Below are 17,080 nucleotides of genomic sequence, written 5' to 3' on the forward strand. Positions count from 1 at the left end.
CTAAATAAACGGTTTTGCCTGTTATTAGCACTTCTGAATGGTTTATAAGACCTCTCCATTACTTTCAATCACTTTTTTATACCAATGGAATGATTCTTTCTTTCTACGTTCTAGTGTTCCACTTCCGTCATCGTTCTTATCGACATAGATAAATCCATAGCGCTTCGACATTTCACCGGTTGACATACTGACTAAGTCTATACAACCCCAGGCGGTATATCCCATCAGTTCCACGCCATCTTCTATTGCCTCCCTCATCGCCTCGACATGTTCCCGGAGGTAATCAATCCGGTAGTTATCATGGATGGAACCGTCTTTCTCCAATTGGTCGTACGCGCCTAATCCATTTTCAACCACAAAAAGTGGGACCTGGTATCTTCCATAAAGCTTGTTTAAGCTGATACGTAAACCAACCGGATCAATCTCCCAGCCCCAGTCACTAGCCTTAAGGAATGGGTTTTTTACACCGCCAACAATATTTCCTTGTGCCTTTTCTTCTTCAGTTTTTTCTTTTTTATCCGTACGGGACATGTAATAACTTAATCCAATATAATCTACAGTACCTTCTTTGATAATGTCCAAATCACCATCATGAATGTCCAATTGTATATTCTTCTCTTTAAAGAAGCGCTTAATGAAGGCTGGATATTCTCCGCGTACATGAACATCTGCACAGAAATAATTAAACAATTCCTCTTCTTTCAAGGCATACATAATGTTTTCTGGATTGCAGTCGTAAGAATAAACAGGAGCAAAAAGAATCATACAGCCAATTTTTGCACTTGGAATCAATTCCTTACAGGCTTTTACTGCTATAGCACTAGCAACAAATTGGTGATGGAATGCCTGGAATGTCTCCTGGTAATGATTTTCTTCATTTTGAGGGGAAAATCCCATACTCATAATTGGCATCTTTAATGCACCGTTGATTTCATTGAAGGTCATCCAATATCTCACTTTATCCTTATAACGTTTAAGAATGACATTCGCATACCTTTCAAAAAAGGCAACAACCTGGCGATTTCTCCAGCCCCCATATTCTTTTACCAGGTGAAGCGGCATTTCATAGTGAGAAATCGTGACTACAGGTTCAATTCCATACTTCAGTAATTCATCAAAAACCTGGTCGTAAAAAGCCAACCCCTCTTCATTTGGTAGCTGCTCATCACCATTTGGGAAAATCCTTGTCCACGCTATCGACATCCGAAACACTTTAAAGCCCATTTCGGCAAACAGAGCGATATCCTCTTTGTAACGATGATAAAAATCTATGGCTTCATGATTTGGATAGGTATATTTCTCGCGATTGATTTCAAAGTTAAAACCAGCAGACATTAATATTTTCAGGCGCTCTTTTCCGCCCGGCAGAACATCGGCAATATTTAAACCCTTATTCCCTTCATTAAATCCGCCCTCTATTTGGTTAGCAGCAGTTGCACCGCCCCATAAAAAACCTTCAGGAAACACCTTTTGTGTAGAATTCAATCCTTTAATCCTCCAATCAGTTTACTGTAGTTAAAACAATAGATAACAACCATTATTTCAGGAGGTTTAAATAAACCCACATACCCTACTTTTTAACCTACTCTGTTTTTCCAAATTTATTATAAAGTTGTAATGCTTAAGCATTAAAAGAACTGCCATGGTCAACCTAGTTGACGATGTATTTTAAAGGAGGTAGCACTGTGTTTAAGATTGGTGATTTGATTGTCTATTCAGGACATGGTATATGCAGAGAATAAAAGAAAGCCAAAATCCCAATTAGAGAATTTTGGCTTTTCGTCATTTAGTTGATGTTCACTGACTGATTTAAATAACTTTCCACTCTTTTATTTGAAACATAGCTATGGAGAATCATTCCAAGAATCACAATAAAAATACCGACCCAGGATATTGGGGTAGGAAGCGGTATGGATAGAAATAGTAGTTCCCCAACTAATGCAAAAACCACTTCCATGGACTGTGTTGCTTCAACAGCAGCTAACTTTTGCATATTACCTCTAACCATATCTGTGGCCATAAAAAATAAGACAGTGGCAATAATTCCTGAAGAAAGTGCGACCAATAAGGATTGGATACTTTGCCCTCTACTAGGCAATCCGACGGTAAACAACCCATAAAAGGAAAGTAAAAGCCAGAAAGGAAGACTTGCTAATGTCATTCCTAACACTCGTTGATAAGCATCTAAACGGCCTTCACATACATCCATCATTTTGCGATTTCCCAAAGGATAGGCAAATGATGCGATTAGAATTGGGACAACTCCCAATAATACATTTTCTAATGAAAGTTGCTTTGCGTGTTCCAATTGCATGAGAACAATACCTAATAGAATAATCATTGACATGATTAGACCTCTAAAGGGAATTTTCCCTCTTATCTGTAATGTCCCATTCTTTGTATGGATCGTTTCGAAAAATAACGGTGCCAGTAATGCACCTGAAATAATCGTAATTTGCCATGTACCCGCGATCAGCCAGCCTGGTGAGTATGCAGAGGCAAAACATAAGGGAGCATAGAATAACCCGAAGCCAACAAAACTCCATAGTATCCATTTCCCTGGTTGTTTTCTCATTTCATTCCAGAGCGGTCGTAGGTTTTTCCTCATGATGACAATGCCGAGGAGAAATGGGACCATAAAGATATATCGGAGCGAGGCACTCCAAATCCAACTGCCGCCAGACAACTCCATAGATGCATTAAGAACAAAAGTAAAAGCAAAGAAGAAGGCTGCACAAATACCTATTACGATTGATTTCACTGAACTCACCTCTGCCCCACTTGCTGTGATAATAGTTCGCCGAGACTTAGCCAGTTATCTTCCACAAGACGGACTACTCTTTCATGCTCGTGATTTTTACATGCTGAAATTATTTGTTGGTGTTGTTCTACCGATTTTAACCCTTTAACTGAAATGAATTGTGAGATTTCTAGACGTTGAATTTTAGGAACAATAAGTTCCAATGTCAATGCAATTTCAGGGTTCTTTGCCACGTCTAGGAAAACCTTGTGGAAAGATCCATCTGCCTCCATTGCCTTAATCACATCACCCTCTTCAATAGCCAGTCGCAAAGTCTTATTGCTAAGCTCTAACTCTTCAATATCCGTATCCTTTAATAAAGGACTTGCCAGTCGAGCAGCTAGCGCATGTAAAGCTGCTACAACTGTAAATGCATGTTTCGCCTCCTCTAACTTTAATGGTGCTACGCGGGTAGATGATCCTGGAAGTGACTCAACAAGTCCTTCATCCTCAAGTCGTTTAAGTGCTTCTCTAACAGGAGTTCGGCTAATTCCAAACTTCTCTGCTAATTCTTTGTCACTTAAGCGTTCCTCAGGTTGTAATTCAAGGTTGATAATTGATTTTTTTAAAGTTTGATATACTTCATCTCTAAACGATAAACGTTTAATTGGTTTTATCATGTTCTTTTCCATAAAACCAATATATCGCATATTGGTTTTTTTTACAATCAATTCAATCCTCCATCATCGACATAACATTCAACTATTATTTTGAATGTACCGTAAGTAACTAAGGATTGTTTTGTTCAATATTTTTTTTAATCGGGTTAATTATTTTTAAATTACACACTCTATTATTTGGAGGCGATAAAAATGGAAAATCAAAAAAATCGTCAAGGAAATAATAATCGCGAAAATAACAATGACAGTGGAATTATGGACAAAATTGGGCAAGCTCTAGAAAATGTTGTGGATGCCGTTACTCCTGATAATCAAAATAATGGTCAAAATAGGGGGCGAAATAGAGACAACCAATAATACTTAAACTACAACGCCATTTTATGGCGTTTTTTATATTACATTAGAAGTGGGCAATTTTACTTTTTTGTTGAGAGAAAAATTTTCAAAAAAGAAGAGACGCTACTATAGCATCTCTAGTTAAAACCCAACATCTATGAAATAATTGAAGATCTTAATTAAACACTGTAATTCCTACATAAACTCCAGCTAAGAAAATAGTTGTAATGACAATGACGTGTAAACGATACTGACTAAAAGAAGAAATCCATATCGTCTCCGGTCTAAACGAATGAAGTACAAGCAGCCAAAGCCTCCCACGATTATAATAAACAGTATGACTAGTGCTTCGTAATTCATTGTATCACCCTATCAATTCCAATTAATCCCTCTGTCTTATTATGTAAATATTTAGGAGGTGTACTCAGAACAAAAAACTCTATTTAAGCTTTTCAGTAGCTAAATCATACGAATTCTTTAGTGTTAAAACCAGAATAATAAACCGTTCCATTAGGAACGGCAACTGTAATTATATAACTGGTAAGAGACTGTTTTATCAATTAAGAGTGCCTACTCTTTTTCTGTTATGTACCATCCTTCAGGCTTTTTTTCAATATGAAATAAATCCTCATCGAATTTTTTTCGAAGCATTCTATATTCTTCATTTTCAATTTTTATTTTCGTTACTTTGATTTTTTTTAGCGTTATTTCAGGTTTTTTGACTTCGATAATCAAATCATTAATCATAAAAAACGTTCGTTGATATCTCATACTCCACTTCCTTTCCCTTTTATATTACTTACGTAAAGAATTTGCCAAACATTAATAAAATCCTTGTAAATTTTCTGTAAAATGTCGCCTCGCCTTGATTGAACGAACTCCACATACAAAATATATACATACTCTTTACATTAAATTAATAATGAAGTTACGAACTCCTAATATAATTTAGTGGTACTTACAATTAAAGGAACTATTTTCCACTGGTGTCCGTCCCTTAAACCTTTCCAGCCCTTTTCTTTAGAATTTTATTAACATACTTTATATTAATCACATTATTTCTGGACATTTTCAAATAGCATAAGGTAGATGGTATTAGGAAAATTTGCAGTATTGATAAAGTATAGATATAGCTATAGGGCTCGGTGAATCGATTGGATAAAATTCCAAGCAATATCCCAACGCCTGCGTTACCTACTGCCCTGCCCAAACTATTGAATAGGTTAGCGATACTAAATGCAATCCCTCTATATTCAGGAAGATTTACATCTGTTAAGAGTGCCATCCAATTAGGTGTGTTGGCTGATTGGGCCGCAGAAGCAAAAAGAGATATGACAAACATAAGTGTTATCCATGGATTTATGAAAATTTGTTCTAAAATGCTGACTAAAATAATGAATTCATTTTTGCCAGTTGATACTGATAGGTTTGTCATTGGCAAATTAAATAACAAAATATACAAGGGCATTGAAATAAAAACGAAAAATGCAGTTAAATAAGCTCTTCCTTTAAAGGATTTCCTTTGGAATTTATCGCCGAGATGCCCGAAATAGATGGACGCTATACCTCCAATCTGAAAAATTGCATAAAGATAACCTGAGACAATCACTGCTGTTCCCATACTGTAACCATGCTGCATTATTTTATATATATATAAGGTTGGTATCCAAATCAGGCTCCCTGTTGCAATATTCATCAAAAATGCCTGCAAAAACAAATATACATTGCTGCCATTTGAGTTAAACAATTTTATATGTTTTGCTTCCTGATTCTTGGTGTAAGAATCTTTTAGTTTTAATTCTGATTCAGCTCTGATTGGATTTTGGATAAAAAGAATACTAAAAACAACAAACAAGCCAATAAAGCCAACAATTTCAAAAGGCCATTTCCAGCTGTTGTTCTCAACAGTTAAAGAAGCCAGAATAGATCCTGATATTCCGCCCATTCCTTGTGCCATGCCCCAAAAACTTAAAATGAAACCGCGTTTTTGATAGGGAATATAATCGGTTATAACACTGAAACCAATTGACGCAATACAGCCTAAGCCAAACCCTGTTCCTATTTGAAAAATCAAAAGTTGAAAATAACTGTTGCTGAATGAAGTCAAGAATATTGATACAGTCCAAATGAGTGTACCTGCAATTAACATCTTCTTACGTTGATACTTCCTTGAAAGGTAACCCCAATAAAGAGAGGAAATAGAAGCGACTAAGATATTGGCGGCTGACACAAAACCCAAACTAGCAATATCTACTTTTAAATCCTTAGCCATGTATTGGATAAGTGGAGGAAATAATCCAATAACAATATGTTCAAAGGCAGCAAGTATAATAATTACAAATATTGTATACCTGATTTTCAAATTTGAGCTTTTCAAAGACAATACTGCCCCTTTGTATATGTTTTTAATACATTTACAATCTTATCTAAGTTTTCCATCTCTTAATTCGAATTTAATAAAACTTAATATGAAATTTACATTTTCGTGGTAATTTTTGTTTTACTATTTCATTAACAAGGGGCTGATCTTTTGGAAAAGAAATTATTAATTATTTCTTCCGACCATACAGGGCATGGTCATAAAAGTATAACAGAATCTCTATGTGAAAGGGTTAAAACTCATAATGAAGTAAAAATACATGTAGTTGATGGTTTTTCACTAGGTAAACAGTTGCTGATAAATATAGGAAAATCCTATGGCCCAATTACAAGAAATTCAGAAAATCTATGGAAGATGATTTGGAAACTTTCAGCTTTAAAACCCTCTTTGGTTGATAATTTCATAGAAGCTTTAATTAGGGAAAATTTTCTAAAATTACTTGCCGAGGTTAAACCAGATCTCATATTATCCGTTCATCCTAACTTTAATGGGTCAATCTTGAACATATTAGAAAAGCAAAATATAAATATCCCTTTCATTACTCTAATTGCCGATCTTGTAAACATTTATCCCCTTTGGGCGGATACTAGGGCAAATTACATTATTAGTCCAACTTTTGAAGCCCAAAATAAGTGCATTGAATTTGGGATTCCGGATGAGAAAATAAAGGTTTCAGGATTTCCAGTCCGATCCCGATTTTTTCTGAAGAACCATAACCAACGAAAATTTTATAAAAATGGACAATCTTTAAAATGCCTGATCATGAGCGGTGGAGAAGGTGTAGGAAATATGAAGAAAATAGCTGAAAACCTGCTTAAAGATTTTGATTGTACAGTAAAAATTGTTGCCGGGAAAAATGATAAACTCAAAATGAAGCTGGAAAAATCCCTTAAGGCCAAATATGGTGATAGAGTTGAGATTTATGGTTTCACCCAGAATATCCAAGATTTAATGCTAACTTCTGATATCGCTTTTACCAGAGGAAGTCCTAATGTTATGTTTGAGGCAATAGCATCCAATACTCCCCTTATTATTACTGGGGCTTTGCCCGGTCAAGAAGAGGATAATCCAACCTTCGCTGAAAAATTAAATTTGGGAGTGGTATGTAAAAATCCAAAAGAAATTACGCAAACAATAAACAAATTAATTGAAAATGATGGAGAATACCTAAATAAAATTATTTACTGCCAAAGAAAATTTATAAATGCAAATGCAGCTGAAGACATTCTACAATTCATTCTGAATGTCGGTGATCCTAACTATGAAGAAACAAAAGTAAAACTTTCTTAAATTCAGTATTTAAATAAAGGCTCTGTTAAAACTGAATGTTGATTTCACTGTGTTTGGAAAATAAGCGGAGAATTTCCGTTTAAATTGGGAAATACCCATATTTCCTTAAAAATAAGCGGAGTTTTTCCGCTTATTGCATCCAAATCCTTGGAATTTGTCTTATTTAAAGTAGCTTAACCGGAATATCTCCGCTTATATCTGCTTCTTAAGCTTCCTCTATATACAATAGCCGGAAATTCTCCGCCTATGAATTCTCAAGCCTACACGAAAATCAACAATGAATAATAACAGAGCCTAAATAAAAATTAGCAGACTCAAAATGTTATTGAGAAAAAACATGTTTGAGTCTGCTTCTCTCATTTTTCACTATATTTGATGGATCGTATGCATCAATATATTCTTAAAAACAAGCTCTGGTCTTTCCTCCGTAATTAAATGTCCTGTTTTTTCATATGTAATTAACTTGGCATCCGGTAAATCTCGAACTAATTGCCGACCTACATTTACAGGTACGACTCGGTCATCCTCTCCCCAAATTAATAGTGTCGGAACTTGAATATCTTGAAGTTGTTGTGGTAATAAATCACCTTCACGATGACGCAGCAATCGAATTAAAGCTTTATAAAATCCTTTTTCGGATAGCGGTCTACCGAATTCATGAATTAATTCATCATTGATCAATGTTTGGTTAAAAAAGACGTTTCTCAAGTGATCTTTAACGTCTTTTCTTCTAATATAATAATGAACGAATTTTTCAAAGAAAGGTAAATATGAACTGTATATGAGAAGTTTTTTTGCACGTTTCAAATAACCAGAACTACATAACAAAACGATTTTGTTTAATTTCTCAGGAGCGATTAATGCCATATTTAGCGCAATTTGCCCCCCCATTGAATGAGCAACTACATAAGTGTTAGGAAAACCAAACTTGTCGATACATTCAAGCATTAATTTCGCATAATTTTGAAAACTATAAATAAATGAAGTTGACTTTTCACTTTTCCCAAATCCGGGAAGATCAACGGCAATGATTGAAAACTCCCTTTGTAATAAAGGTATAATACGACGAAACGTATAGGTAGAAGATGCAAAGCCGTGGATCAGAAGGATTGGAGGTTTGTCATTCAACAGGTATTCACAGTACAAGTTGATATTAGCTACTTTAATATATGTTTGATTCAATTGATATACAGACAACGGGTTCCACTCCTCAACGTGTATATTATTTAGTGTTATTATTTATCAATAAAAACACGGGAATGCAGAGAATAAAAAGAATTGTCTTCTGCTCTTATAAATAAGAATTTAGAACTAAAGATTTACCCTGAATTTACGAAATTTTAAGATTAGTTCTTCCTTTAGACTCATTTATATCTAGGAACTTCTTTTTATAATAAAGAAGGGTTTAAACTAAATAGATTTATAAGGAGATGTTTTCCGTTGAAAAAGCCTTTATTTAAAGCTGGGAAGAGATTAGCAGCAACTACTATGGCATTATCCGTCTTAGCTGCTCCCATTTCGTATAAAACTGTGATGGCTGCCAAGCCCGATCAGACAGGAAAACACGAGGTATCCTTAAGGATTCTTGGGACGTCAGATATTCATACTAATCTTTATAATTATGATTATTATAAGGATGCTGAAACATTGGAATTTGGTCTGGCCAAAACAGCTACCCTTATCAATGAGGCGCGAGATGAAGCAGTGAACAGTCTCCTTTTTGACAATGGTGACCTGATTCAAGGAAACCCGCTTGGTGATTATAAAGCAAGAGTGGACAAGCTTGAAGACGGAGAACTTCATCCAGTCTTTCAAGCAATGAAACAATTAGACTATGATGCTGCAACTGTTGGAAATCATGAGTTTAACTATGGATTGGAATTCCTTGATGAAGTGTTGGACGATGCGCCAATGCCTTATGTCAATGCGAATGTTTATAAGGATGACCAAGATAATGATCCAACAAATGATGAGAATTATTTCAAGCCTTACACCATTTTAAAGAAGAAAGTAGTAGACGAAAGCGGAAAAACGCAAGTGATTAAAGTTGGGGTAGTCGGTGCAGTGGCTCCACAAATTACCCAATGGGATAAGTCCAATCTTGAAGGGAAAGTCACTGCGAAAGATATTGTACAATCAGTCGAAGCGCAAATCCCGAAAATGAAAGAAGAAGGTGCGGATCTTATCATTGCCCTTGCCCACTCTGGAATTGGCGATGAAACAATCGTTGAGTTGGAGGAAAATGCCGCCTACGACCTGACTAAGGTAAAAGGAATCGATGCCATCATTTCCGGTCATAGCCATTCCACATTCCCTGGAAACTATTCAAATCTACCAGGAGTAGATTCGGAAAATGGGACGATCAATGGAGTTCCTGTTGTTATGCCAGGAAGCTGGGGAAGCCACCTTGGTGTCATTGATTTAAAAATAGCAAAAGAAAAAGGGAAATGGGTAGTTAAACAATCTGAGTCAGAATTACGAGCCATTTATGATAAAACAACGAAAGCAAGCTTGGCTGAACCTGATAAGAAAGTATTAGCCGCTGTTAAAGAAGCACACGAAGGTACCGTTAACTATGTCCGCCAGCCGGTAGGAACAACGACAGCTGATATTCACAGCTATTTTGCCTTAGTTCAGGACGACCCTTCCATCCAGATTGTGACCAATGCTCAAAAATGGTATATAGAGAAAAAAGTGCAGGGTACCCCTGATGAAAACCTGCCAATTCTTTCTGCTGGAGCGCCATTTAAAGCAGGCGGAAGAAGTGGAGCCAGCTACTATACATATATTCCTACAGGAACGATTGCGATTAAAAATGTCGCTGACCTTTATCTTTATCCAAACACAATAGCAACGGTAAAAGTTACAGGTGCGGATGTAAAAGAATGGCTTGAAATGTCTGCTGGGCAGTTTAATCAAATTAATCCAATTGCGGATACAGAGCAACCATTGATTAATACGAGTTTTCCAACCTATAACTATGATGTAATTGATGGCGTAACGTATGAAATTGATGTAACAGAACCAGCTAAGTATGATGGAAATGGTAATCTTGTAAATCCTGAGGCAAACCGTATTAAAAATTTACAGTACAACGGCCAGTCAATCAATTTTGAACAGGAATTCCTTGTTGTGACAAACAACTACCGTGCAGGCGGTAATTTCCCTGGTGTTAAAAATCAAACAGCCGTGGAAATGTATCCTGATGAGAATCGGCAGGCAATCATTGATTATATTCAAGAACAACAAACCATTGATCCGTCTGCGGATGGAAACTGGACCTTCTCCCCTGTTGCAAACGAGGTAAAGGTTGCGTTCGAATCTTCTCCGGCCGCGCAAAATGCGATTACACGTAAAAGTGGTATTGAATTTATTGGTGAAGTTACAGGCGGATTTGGCAAGTATTCTATGAGACTACCAGTTGCAGAATCTCAAGAGCCATTCGAGCTTCAGCTTTTGGGAATCAATGATTTTCATGGTCAGCTGGACACCTATAATTCCAGTCTTAATGCAGGTGGCGTCGAATATTTAGCTGCTTATTTAAAACAACGTGAAGCACAAAACCCTAATACATTGCTCGTTCATGCTGGAGATGCCGTAGGTGCCAGTTCACCAGTTTCTGCTCTATTGCAGGACGAACCAACAATCACTATCCTGAATGAACTTGGTTTTGATGTAGGCACAGTTGGGAATCATGAATTCGACGAAGGTGTCAAGGAAATGATGCGTCTAATCAATGGAGGAAGCCATCCGAAGACAGTCGATAAATATGGTGAATTTGAAGGGGCAAGTTTCCCTTATATCGCAGCAAACATTCTTAATAAGGAAACAAAAGAAACGATTCTTAAGCCTTATCATATTGAAGAAGTTAACGGAGTACCAGTTGGATTTATCGGTGTGGCTTTATCAAATACTCCGGACATTGTCATCCCAAGTGCAACAGAGGGAATCGAGTTTACTGATGAAACAGAGGCTATTAACAAATATACAGCAGAGTTAAAAGCACAAGGCGTTGAAACAATTATTGTTTTAGCCCATAATCCTTCCTTTTCAAAAGCAGACGGCACAGGTGCAGGACGGAACCCCTGTTGAATTGAATCAAACTTACACAATTACCGTGAACAACTATATGGCTGGCGGCGGAGATGGCTATACAGTACTTGCTGGCATCACTAACCGCACCATCGATGTAGTCGACCTGGATGCATTGGTGAATTATATCAAAGCCAAAGTTGAAGTTAACCCTCAAATTGAAGGCCGCGTGACAAAATTAAATTAATAGCAATTAATTTTAAAAGAGTACTAGGTTAATGCGGTATCAAAAAAGACGACTCTAAAATTCTGGGAAAAGAATTTTGAGTCGTCTTTTTCATTATTATAATTTGATTAACCGCAACTCGGTGTCCAAGCACTTAAAGAGCATTATCTTGTTAATTGAGCCTTTTTCAATTTAAGGTCGAAGCGATCAGCATTCATTACTTTGACCCAAGCAGCGATAAAGTCACGAACAAACTTTTCTTTATTATCATCTTGAGCATAAACTTCTGCTATCGCACGTAGAACTGAGTTTGAACCAAACACGAGGTCGACTCTAGTTGCTGTACGCACTACTTTACCTGTTTTACGATCGCGGCCTACATAGACGTTTTCTTCCACAGGCTTCCACTCTACTCCCATGTCAAGCAATTTAACAAAGAAGTCGTTCGTGAGGGTTCCTACACGATCTGTGAATACACCGTGTTCTGCGCCGCCGTGGTTGGTACCTAGAACACGCATACCGCCAACAAGCACCGTCATTTCTGGTGCAGTAAGGTTTAGAAGCTGTGCCTTGTCTACAAGGAGCTCTTCTGGACTTACAGAATACTGCTTCTTCTGATAGTTGCGGAAACCATCTGCAACAGGCTCTAGTACTGCAAAGCCCTCTATATCCGTTTGCTCTTGAGTGGCATCGCCACGTCCAGGTGCAAACGGAACGGTTACATCAAAGCCTGCATCCCGTGCAGCCTTTTCTACTGCAGCACTACCACCTAGTACAATCAAATCGGCAAGACTAACTGTTTTATTTAATTTACTTTGTATGTCTTTGAGTACACGAAGCACCTTTGCGAGAATTTCTGGCTGATTCACTTCCCAATCCTTTTGTGGTGCAAGACGGATGCGGCCGCCATTAGCGCCGCCGCGCATATCTGATCCACGGAAGGTACTTGCGGAAGCCCAAGCCGTTGTTACTAACTCGCTGACTGTAAGTCCTGAGTTCAGGATCTTTGCTTTAAGCTCTGCTACTTCTGCGTCTGTTAATTCATAATCTACTGTTGGTACAGGATCCTGCCAGATAAGATCTTCTTTAGGAACCTCTGGACCTAGGTATCTAACTTTAGGACCCATGTCACGATGAAGAAGTTTGAACCATGCACGGGCAAATACATCGGCAAATTCTTCAGGATTCTGATGGAAACGACGAGATATCTTTTCGTATTCAGGGTCATAACGTAATGCCATATCCGCGGTGGTCATCATAGTTGGAACTTTTATGGATGGATCTTCTGCATCCGGTGCAAGATCCTTCTCATCAGGATCTACAGCAAGCCACTGATAGGCACCTGCAGGACTCTTTGTAAGCCACCATTGATACTTAAATAATAAATCAAAGTAACCATTATCCCACTGTGTGGGATTAGCAGTCCAAGCACCTTCGACACCACTGGTAATGGTATCACGACCTTTACCACTGCCGTGTGTGCTTAACCAACCTAGGCCTTGTGCTTCAATAGAAGCAGCTTCTGGTTCTGGACCAACATGTGCAGCATCTCCTGCACCATGTGCCTTACCAAATGTATGACCGCCGGCTATTAATGCCACTGTTTCTTCATCATTCATTCCCATACGTGCAAAAGTTTCACGGATATCGCGACCACTTGCAACAGGATCTGGTTTACCGTTTGGACCTTCAGGGTTAACATAAATCAGACCCATCTGAACGGCAGCAAGTGGATTTTCTAATTCACGCTCTCCGGAGTAACGACTATCACCCAGCCATTCGGTTTCTGTACCCCAGTAGATGTCCTCTTCTGGATGCCAGATATCTTCGCGTCCTCCTCCAAAACCAAATGTCTTACCCCCCATGGATTCAATGGCAACATTACCTGCTAAAACGAGCAAGTCAGCCCAAGAAATCTTGTTGCCATACTTTTGCTTAATCGGCCATAGCAGCCTGCGAGCTTTATCAAGATTGCCGTTGTCGGGCCAACTGTTAAGTGGAGCAAACCGCTGTGCACCTGCTCCCCCGCCACCGCGTCCGTCGGTAATCCGATAAGTACCTGCCGCGTGCCAAGACATACGAATAAATAATGGACCATAATGTCCATAATCAGCAGGCCACCAATCTTGACTGGTTGTCATTAGATCCTGAAGATCTTGTTTAAGAGCATAGTAGTCTAGTTTTTTAAATTCTTCTGCATAAACGAAATCTTCTCCCATAGGGTTAGATTTTCTGTCATGCTGATGGAGAATGTTCAAGTTTAACTGGTTTGGCCACCAGTCTCGATTTGACGTTCCGCTAGATGTGTGACTAGTAGCACCTCCATGATGAAACGGGCACCCTTCAGCTTTAGCATTGTTTTTAACGTCCATACTTTTTCCCCTCTCTTTGTAAAACTATGTAACTAATAATTATTCTTCTAGTGGTAGAAAAATAAACTGGCTGATAATAACTATTCTATTTATATTCTACTAAGCTATTACTAAAAATTGAAAAAATAACCAAGATAATCACAAAATTGTAACATTTAGGAGATCTATTGCGGCCTTTAATTCTCACCAAAAAAGACTGCAGGTGCGGAAACACCATACAGTCTTTTGACAAGTAATCAATTTATTTTATACCCACTGAATAGACCCAAACTCACCATGCGGATGGTTTTGTAATTTATATCTTCTATACTCGTATTTTAATTTAGATAGCGGCAATATATAAAGCTGTTGATCTTCTTTTTTATACGCGTTTAAAAAAATTAATTTATTGATAAGTTTTTGCCGCTTTTTTTCATCATTATTTCTCATCAGAAACACTCCTTTAGTTTTACAAAGTCTTTCCCTCATTACAACAGCTAATAATTTGATTTTTTGATTAAGTTTATTATAACCCTACAATTCCTACCTGTAAAGTATGAATTAAGAATAAATTTACTAATCCTCCAGATCTGAAGGGGGAGGATGGAAATGTATAGATTGCCATTTTTATGTTGATGAATCCTTTTTTTAAAACAAAAATATTATTACTATATTAACAAACTGTTAAACAATAGGTTTTCCTAATTCTTCACAAAAATAATGTCAGATGAATAGGTCAACAAGATATCACCTCAGATTTTTTTCTACAATAATTGCCAATATTCTACACATTATTTTACTGCTAAATAGAGTAAATTTTTCTTAGTTTATGATTCTTAAATCATTCTATAATTTCCTTTTCTTTTTTGATTAGTAGCAGTTTCTACCTCCTATCCCCCTTCCAAGTGCCAATGAAAATACTCTTCAATCGGATACTTCATACATTGAATAAGAAGCTAAATTTGTCGATGAATTAATGATTTCACTTCCCACCATATGTAGTATCATATGGTAGAAATCATACATAGTATAATAAATTCACTATAGGAGAGATTCAAATGACTATAAACGAAGTTGTGATTGTAAGTGCTGTTAGGACACCAATTGGAAGTTTTCTAGGAAGTTTACAAAATGTTTCAGTAAAGGAGCTTGGGGCGACAGTTATAAAAGAGGCCATTCTAAGAGCTGGCATAACACAAGATAGTGTTGATCAAGTTATCATGGGAAATGTTTTACAAGCAGGAGTTGGCCAAAATCCAGCAAGACAAGCTTCACTTGCTGCTGGTGTACCTCAAGAAACACCAGCGATAACAATTAACATGGTCTGTGGATCAGGCTTGAGAGCCGTCCACTTAGCAACCCAGGCTATTCTTTCGGGAGAGGCTGAAATTGTTGTTGCCGGCGGAATGGAAAATATGAGTCAATCACCATATTTAGTAAAAGGCAGTCGGAATGGATTTAAGATGGGAGATCAAAAATTACTAGACAGCATGATTCAGGACGGATTGTGGTGTGCTGAGAATGACTATCATATGGGAATCACAGCCGAAAATCTTGCAGAGAAATATGAAATCACCCGGATGGAGCAGGACGAATTTGCGGCATGGAGTCAACAAAAGGCTCAGGCAGCAATTGAATCGCAACGATTTGTGGATGAAATTGTCCCTGTTGAAATACCTGGTCGAAAGGGACAAGTAACCATATTCAGTCAGGATGAGTTCCCTAGATTTGGAACAACTACAGATAGTCTAGGAAAACTTCGTCCTTCATTTAATAAGAATGGGACTGTTACCGCTGGAAATGCTTCAGGAATTAACGATGGTGCTGCGGCTTTAGTTGTTATGAGCCGTAAAAAAGCAGAGGAATTAAAACTTAGACCCATGGTAGTTATTAAAGCAAATGCCATAGCTGGTGTTGACCCAAGTATTATGGGAATTGGACCCGTCCCAGCAGTAAAAAATGCTCTACAAACAGCACGTTTATCATTAGAAGACATTAATTTAATTGAAGCAAACGAAGCATTTGCGGCCCAATCGATTGCAGTAGACAGAGAACTGCATTTTAATAAAGAAAAGTTAAATGTAAATGGTGGGGCAATTGCATTAGGTCACCCTATCGGTGCTAGCGGAGCAAGGATTTTGGTGACATTAATTCATGAAATGAAAAAAAGAGAAAACCGCTTTGGTTTAGCGACGTTATGTGTTGGCGGAGGCCAAGGTGTAGCTACCATCATAGAAAATGTTTAACAGGTGATTTTCATTTACCCATTAACTTTCCATGATCAAATGTATAGGAGGGGAAACCTTTGAAAGTTAGTGAATTTGAATTAAATGTGAATAGGGTGCTAGATAATAATAGTTGTCATGTTGATAAGGAAAATGATTTGAAAGTTAATCCTCAGTTTCTCTTTAATGAATATAAAAGATTCTATAAAGCCGAACGCTTTCTGGAAGCATTAGAGTTTCTTAGTCATTCTCTAAAAAGAGGATTTCCTAGCGCGGAGTTCGAAATGGGGCAACACTGCTATTATGGTAGTGAACAATTAGGAATCGTCAAAGACTATTGTAAGGCTTTCAATTACTTTTCTGTTGCTGCAGCACAGGGACATGCGGAAGCTCTTTATTACCAAGGGTTCATGTATCTTAAAGGTATAGGTGTTGCTTTGGATATGAATCAAGCTCTCCTCTCCCTAAATATTGCTGCAAACCAAAATGAAAACAAAGCATTAGATATACTAGGTAGGATTTATCACTTCGGATACAGTGAACTTTTACCAGATTATAAAAAAGCCGAAAGCTACTATAGGATTGCAGTCAACCAGGGTTATCCCCCTTCCATGTTCCATCTTGCATTATTATTTGAAAATCAACACAGATTTCAAGAGGCTTATGAATTAATGACCCAATCTGCGAATAAAGGGTATATAGAAGCAATTAATTATAATATGAGCACATATATGTAAAATATTTTAGTGACAACAAAGCAGTAAACGTACATTGGGTTGGTGCCGTTCGTTGCTGTCTCGAGAAACTTTTTCCGAAAAAT

14 protein-coding genes are annotated in these 17,080 nt (G+C 37.5%); 6 read left to right on the forward strand and 8 right to left on the reverse strand.

Annotated features, from left to right (window positions below; all coding sequences use genetic code 11):
- Positions 1-42 precede the first annotated feature (42 nt).
- The 3 genes from QFZ28_RS19260 to QFZ28_RS19270 form a co-directional block, all read right to left on the reverse strand.
- Positions 43-1,485, reverse strand: coding sequence for a glycoside hydrolase family 1 protein (locus QFZ28_RS19260; RefSeq protein WP_307196146.1), 1,443 nt, complete (start codon positions 1,483-1,485; stop codon positions 43-45).
- A gap of 301 nt (positions 1,486-1,786) precedes the next feature.
- Positions 1,787-2,761 (reverse strand): DMT family transporter, encoded by a 975-nt coding sequence (locus tag QFZ28_RS19265; RefSeq protein WP_307196147.1) that lies wholly within the window; start codon positions 2,759-2,761, stop codon positions 1,787-1,789.
- A gap of 5 nt (positions 2,762-2,766) precedes the next feature.
- On the reverse strand, positions 2,767-3,432 hold the full coding sequence (locus QFZ28_RS19270; RefSeq protein WP_307197078.1) for a GntR family transcriptional regulator: 666 nt from the start codon (positions 3,430-3,432) through the stop codon (positions 2,767-2,769).
- A gap of 180 nt (positions 3,433-3,612) precedes the next feature.
- On the opposite strand from QFZ28_RS19270, the gene QFZ28_RS19275 reads away from it, so the two are divergent.
- Positions 3,613-3,777: a hypothetical protein gene (locus QFZ28_RS19275; RefSeq protein WP_307196148.1), complete on the forward strand. Its 165-nt coding sequence runs from the start codon at positions 3,613-3,615 to the stop codon at positions 3,775-3,777.
- Positions 3,778-4,326: 549 nt separating this feature from the next.
- Here the strand turns inward: QFZ28_RS19275 and QFZ28_RS19280 are convergent.
- Together QFZ28_RS19280 and QFZ28_RS19285 are read right to left on the reverse strand one after the other, a co-directional pair.
- The gene (locus tag QFZ28_RS19280) at positions 4,327-4,527 is read right to left on the reverse strand and encodes a hypothetical protein (RefSeq protein ID WP_307196149.1); all 201 of its coding nucleotides are present in this window, start codon (positions 4,525-4,527) and stop codon (positions 4,327-4,329) included.
- Between the two features lie 226 nt (positions 4,528-4,753).
- Positions 4,754-6,139 (reverse strand): MFS transporter, encoded by a 1,386-nt coding sequence (locus QFZ28_RS19285; RefSeq protein WP_307196150.1) that lies wholly within the window; start codon positions 6,137-6,139, stop codon positions 4,754-4,756.
- Between the two features lie 147 nt (positions 6,140-6,286).
- On the opposite strand from QFZ28_RS19285, the gene QFZ28_RS19290 reads away from it, so the two are divergent.
- Entirely contained in the window at positions 6,287-7,426 is a 1,140-nt protein-coding gene (locus QFZ28_RS19290; protein WP_307196151.1) for an MGDG synthase family glycosyltransferase, read from the forward strand.
- 366 nt (positions 7,427-7,792) lie between these two features.
- Here QFZ28_RS19290 and QFZ28_RS19295 read toward each other — a convergent pair whose 3' ends face one another.
- Positions 7,793-8,623: an alpha/beta fold hydrolase gene (locus tag QFZ28_RS19295; protein ID WP_307196152.1), complete on the reverse strand. Its 831-nt coding sequence runs from the start codon at positions 8,621-8,623 to the stop codon at positions 7,793-7,795.
- A gap of 243 nt (positions 8,624-8,866) precedes the next feature.
- Between QFZ28_RS19295 and QFZ28_RS19300 the strand changes: the two genes are divergently transcribed.
- The gene (locus tag QFZ28_RS19300) at positions 8,867-11,518 is read left to right on the forward strand and encodes a bifunctional 2',3'-cyclic-nucleotide 2'-phosphodiesterase/3'-nucleotidase (protein ID WP_373428088.1); all 2,652 of its coding nucleotides are present in this window, start codon (positions 8,867-8,869) and stop codon (positions 11,516-11,518) included.
- Positions 11,496-11,705 carry a 5'-nucleotidase C-terminal domain-containing protein gene (locus QFZ28_RS29835; RefSeq protein WP_373428089.1) on the forward strand — a complete coding sequence of 70 codons (210 nt, stop codon included), beginning with the start codon at positions 11,496-11,498 and terminating at the stop codon, positions 11,703-11,705. The genes QFZ28_RS19300 and QFZ28_RS29835 overlap by 23 nt, the downstream gene beginning before the upstream one ends.
- Before the next feature lie 143 nt (positions 11,706-11,848).
- Here the strand turns inward: QFZ28_RS29835 and katG are convergent, their stop codons facing one another.
- Together katG and QFZ28_RS19310 are read right to left on the reverse strand one after the other, a co-directional pair.
- Positions 11,849-14,056, reverse strand: coding sequence for a catalase/peroxidase HPI (gene katG / locus QFZ28_RS19305; RefSeq protein ID WP_307196153.1), 2,208 nt, complete (start codon positions 14,054-14,056; stop codon positions 11,849-11,851).
- 246 nt (positions 14,057-14,302) lie between these two features.
- Positions 14,303-14,485: a Fur-regulated basic protein FbpA gene (locus QFZ28_RS19310; protein ID WP_307196154.1), complete on the reverse strand. Its 183-nt coding sequence runs from the start codon at positions 14,483-14,485 to the stop codon at positions 14,303-14,305.
- Positions 14,486-15,093: 608 nt separating this feature from the next.
- On the opposite strand from QFZ28_RS19310, the gene QFZ28_RS19315 reads away from it, so the two are divergent.
- Both QFZ28_RS19315 and QFZ28_RS19320 read left to right on the forward strand, forming a co-directional pair.
- Positions 15,094-16,281, forward strand: a complete 1,188-nt coding sequence (locus QFZ28_RS19315; protein WP_307196155.1) for an acetyl-CoA C-acetyltransferase — start codon at positions 15,094-15,096, stop codon at positions 16,279-16,281.
- A gap of 59 nt (positions 16,282-16,340) precedes the next feature.
- Positions 16,341-16,997, forward strand: coding sequence for a tetratricopeptide repeat protein (locus QFZ28_RS19320; RefSeq protein WP_307196156.1), 657 nt, complete (start codon positions 16,341-16,343; stop codon positions 16,995-16,997).
- The last annotated feature ends 83 nt before the right edge of the window (positions 16,998-17,080 follow it).

It is taken from the genome of Neobacillus niacini, from assembly GCF_030817695.1.
Classification (GTDB): Bacteria; Bacillota; Bacilli; order Bacillales; family Cytobacillaceae; genus Neobacillus; species Neobacillus niacini_F.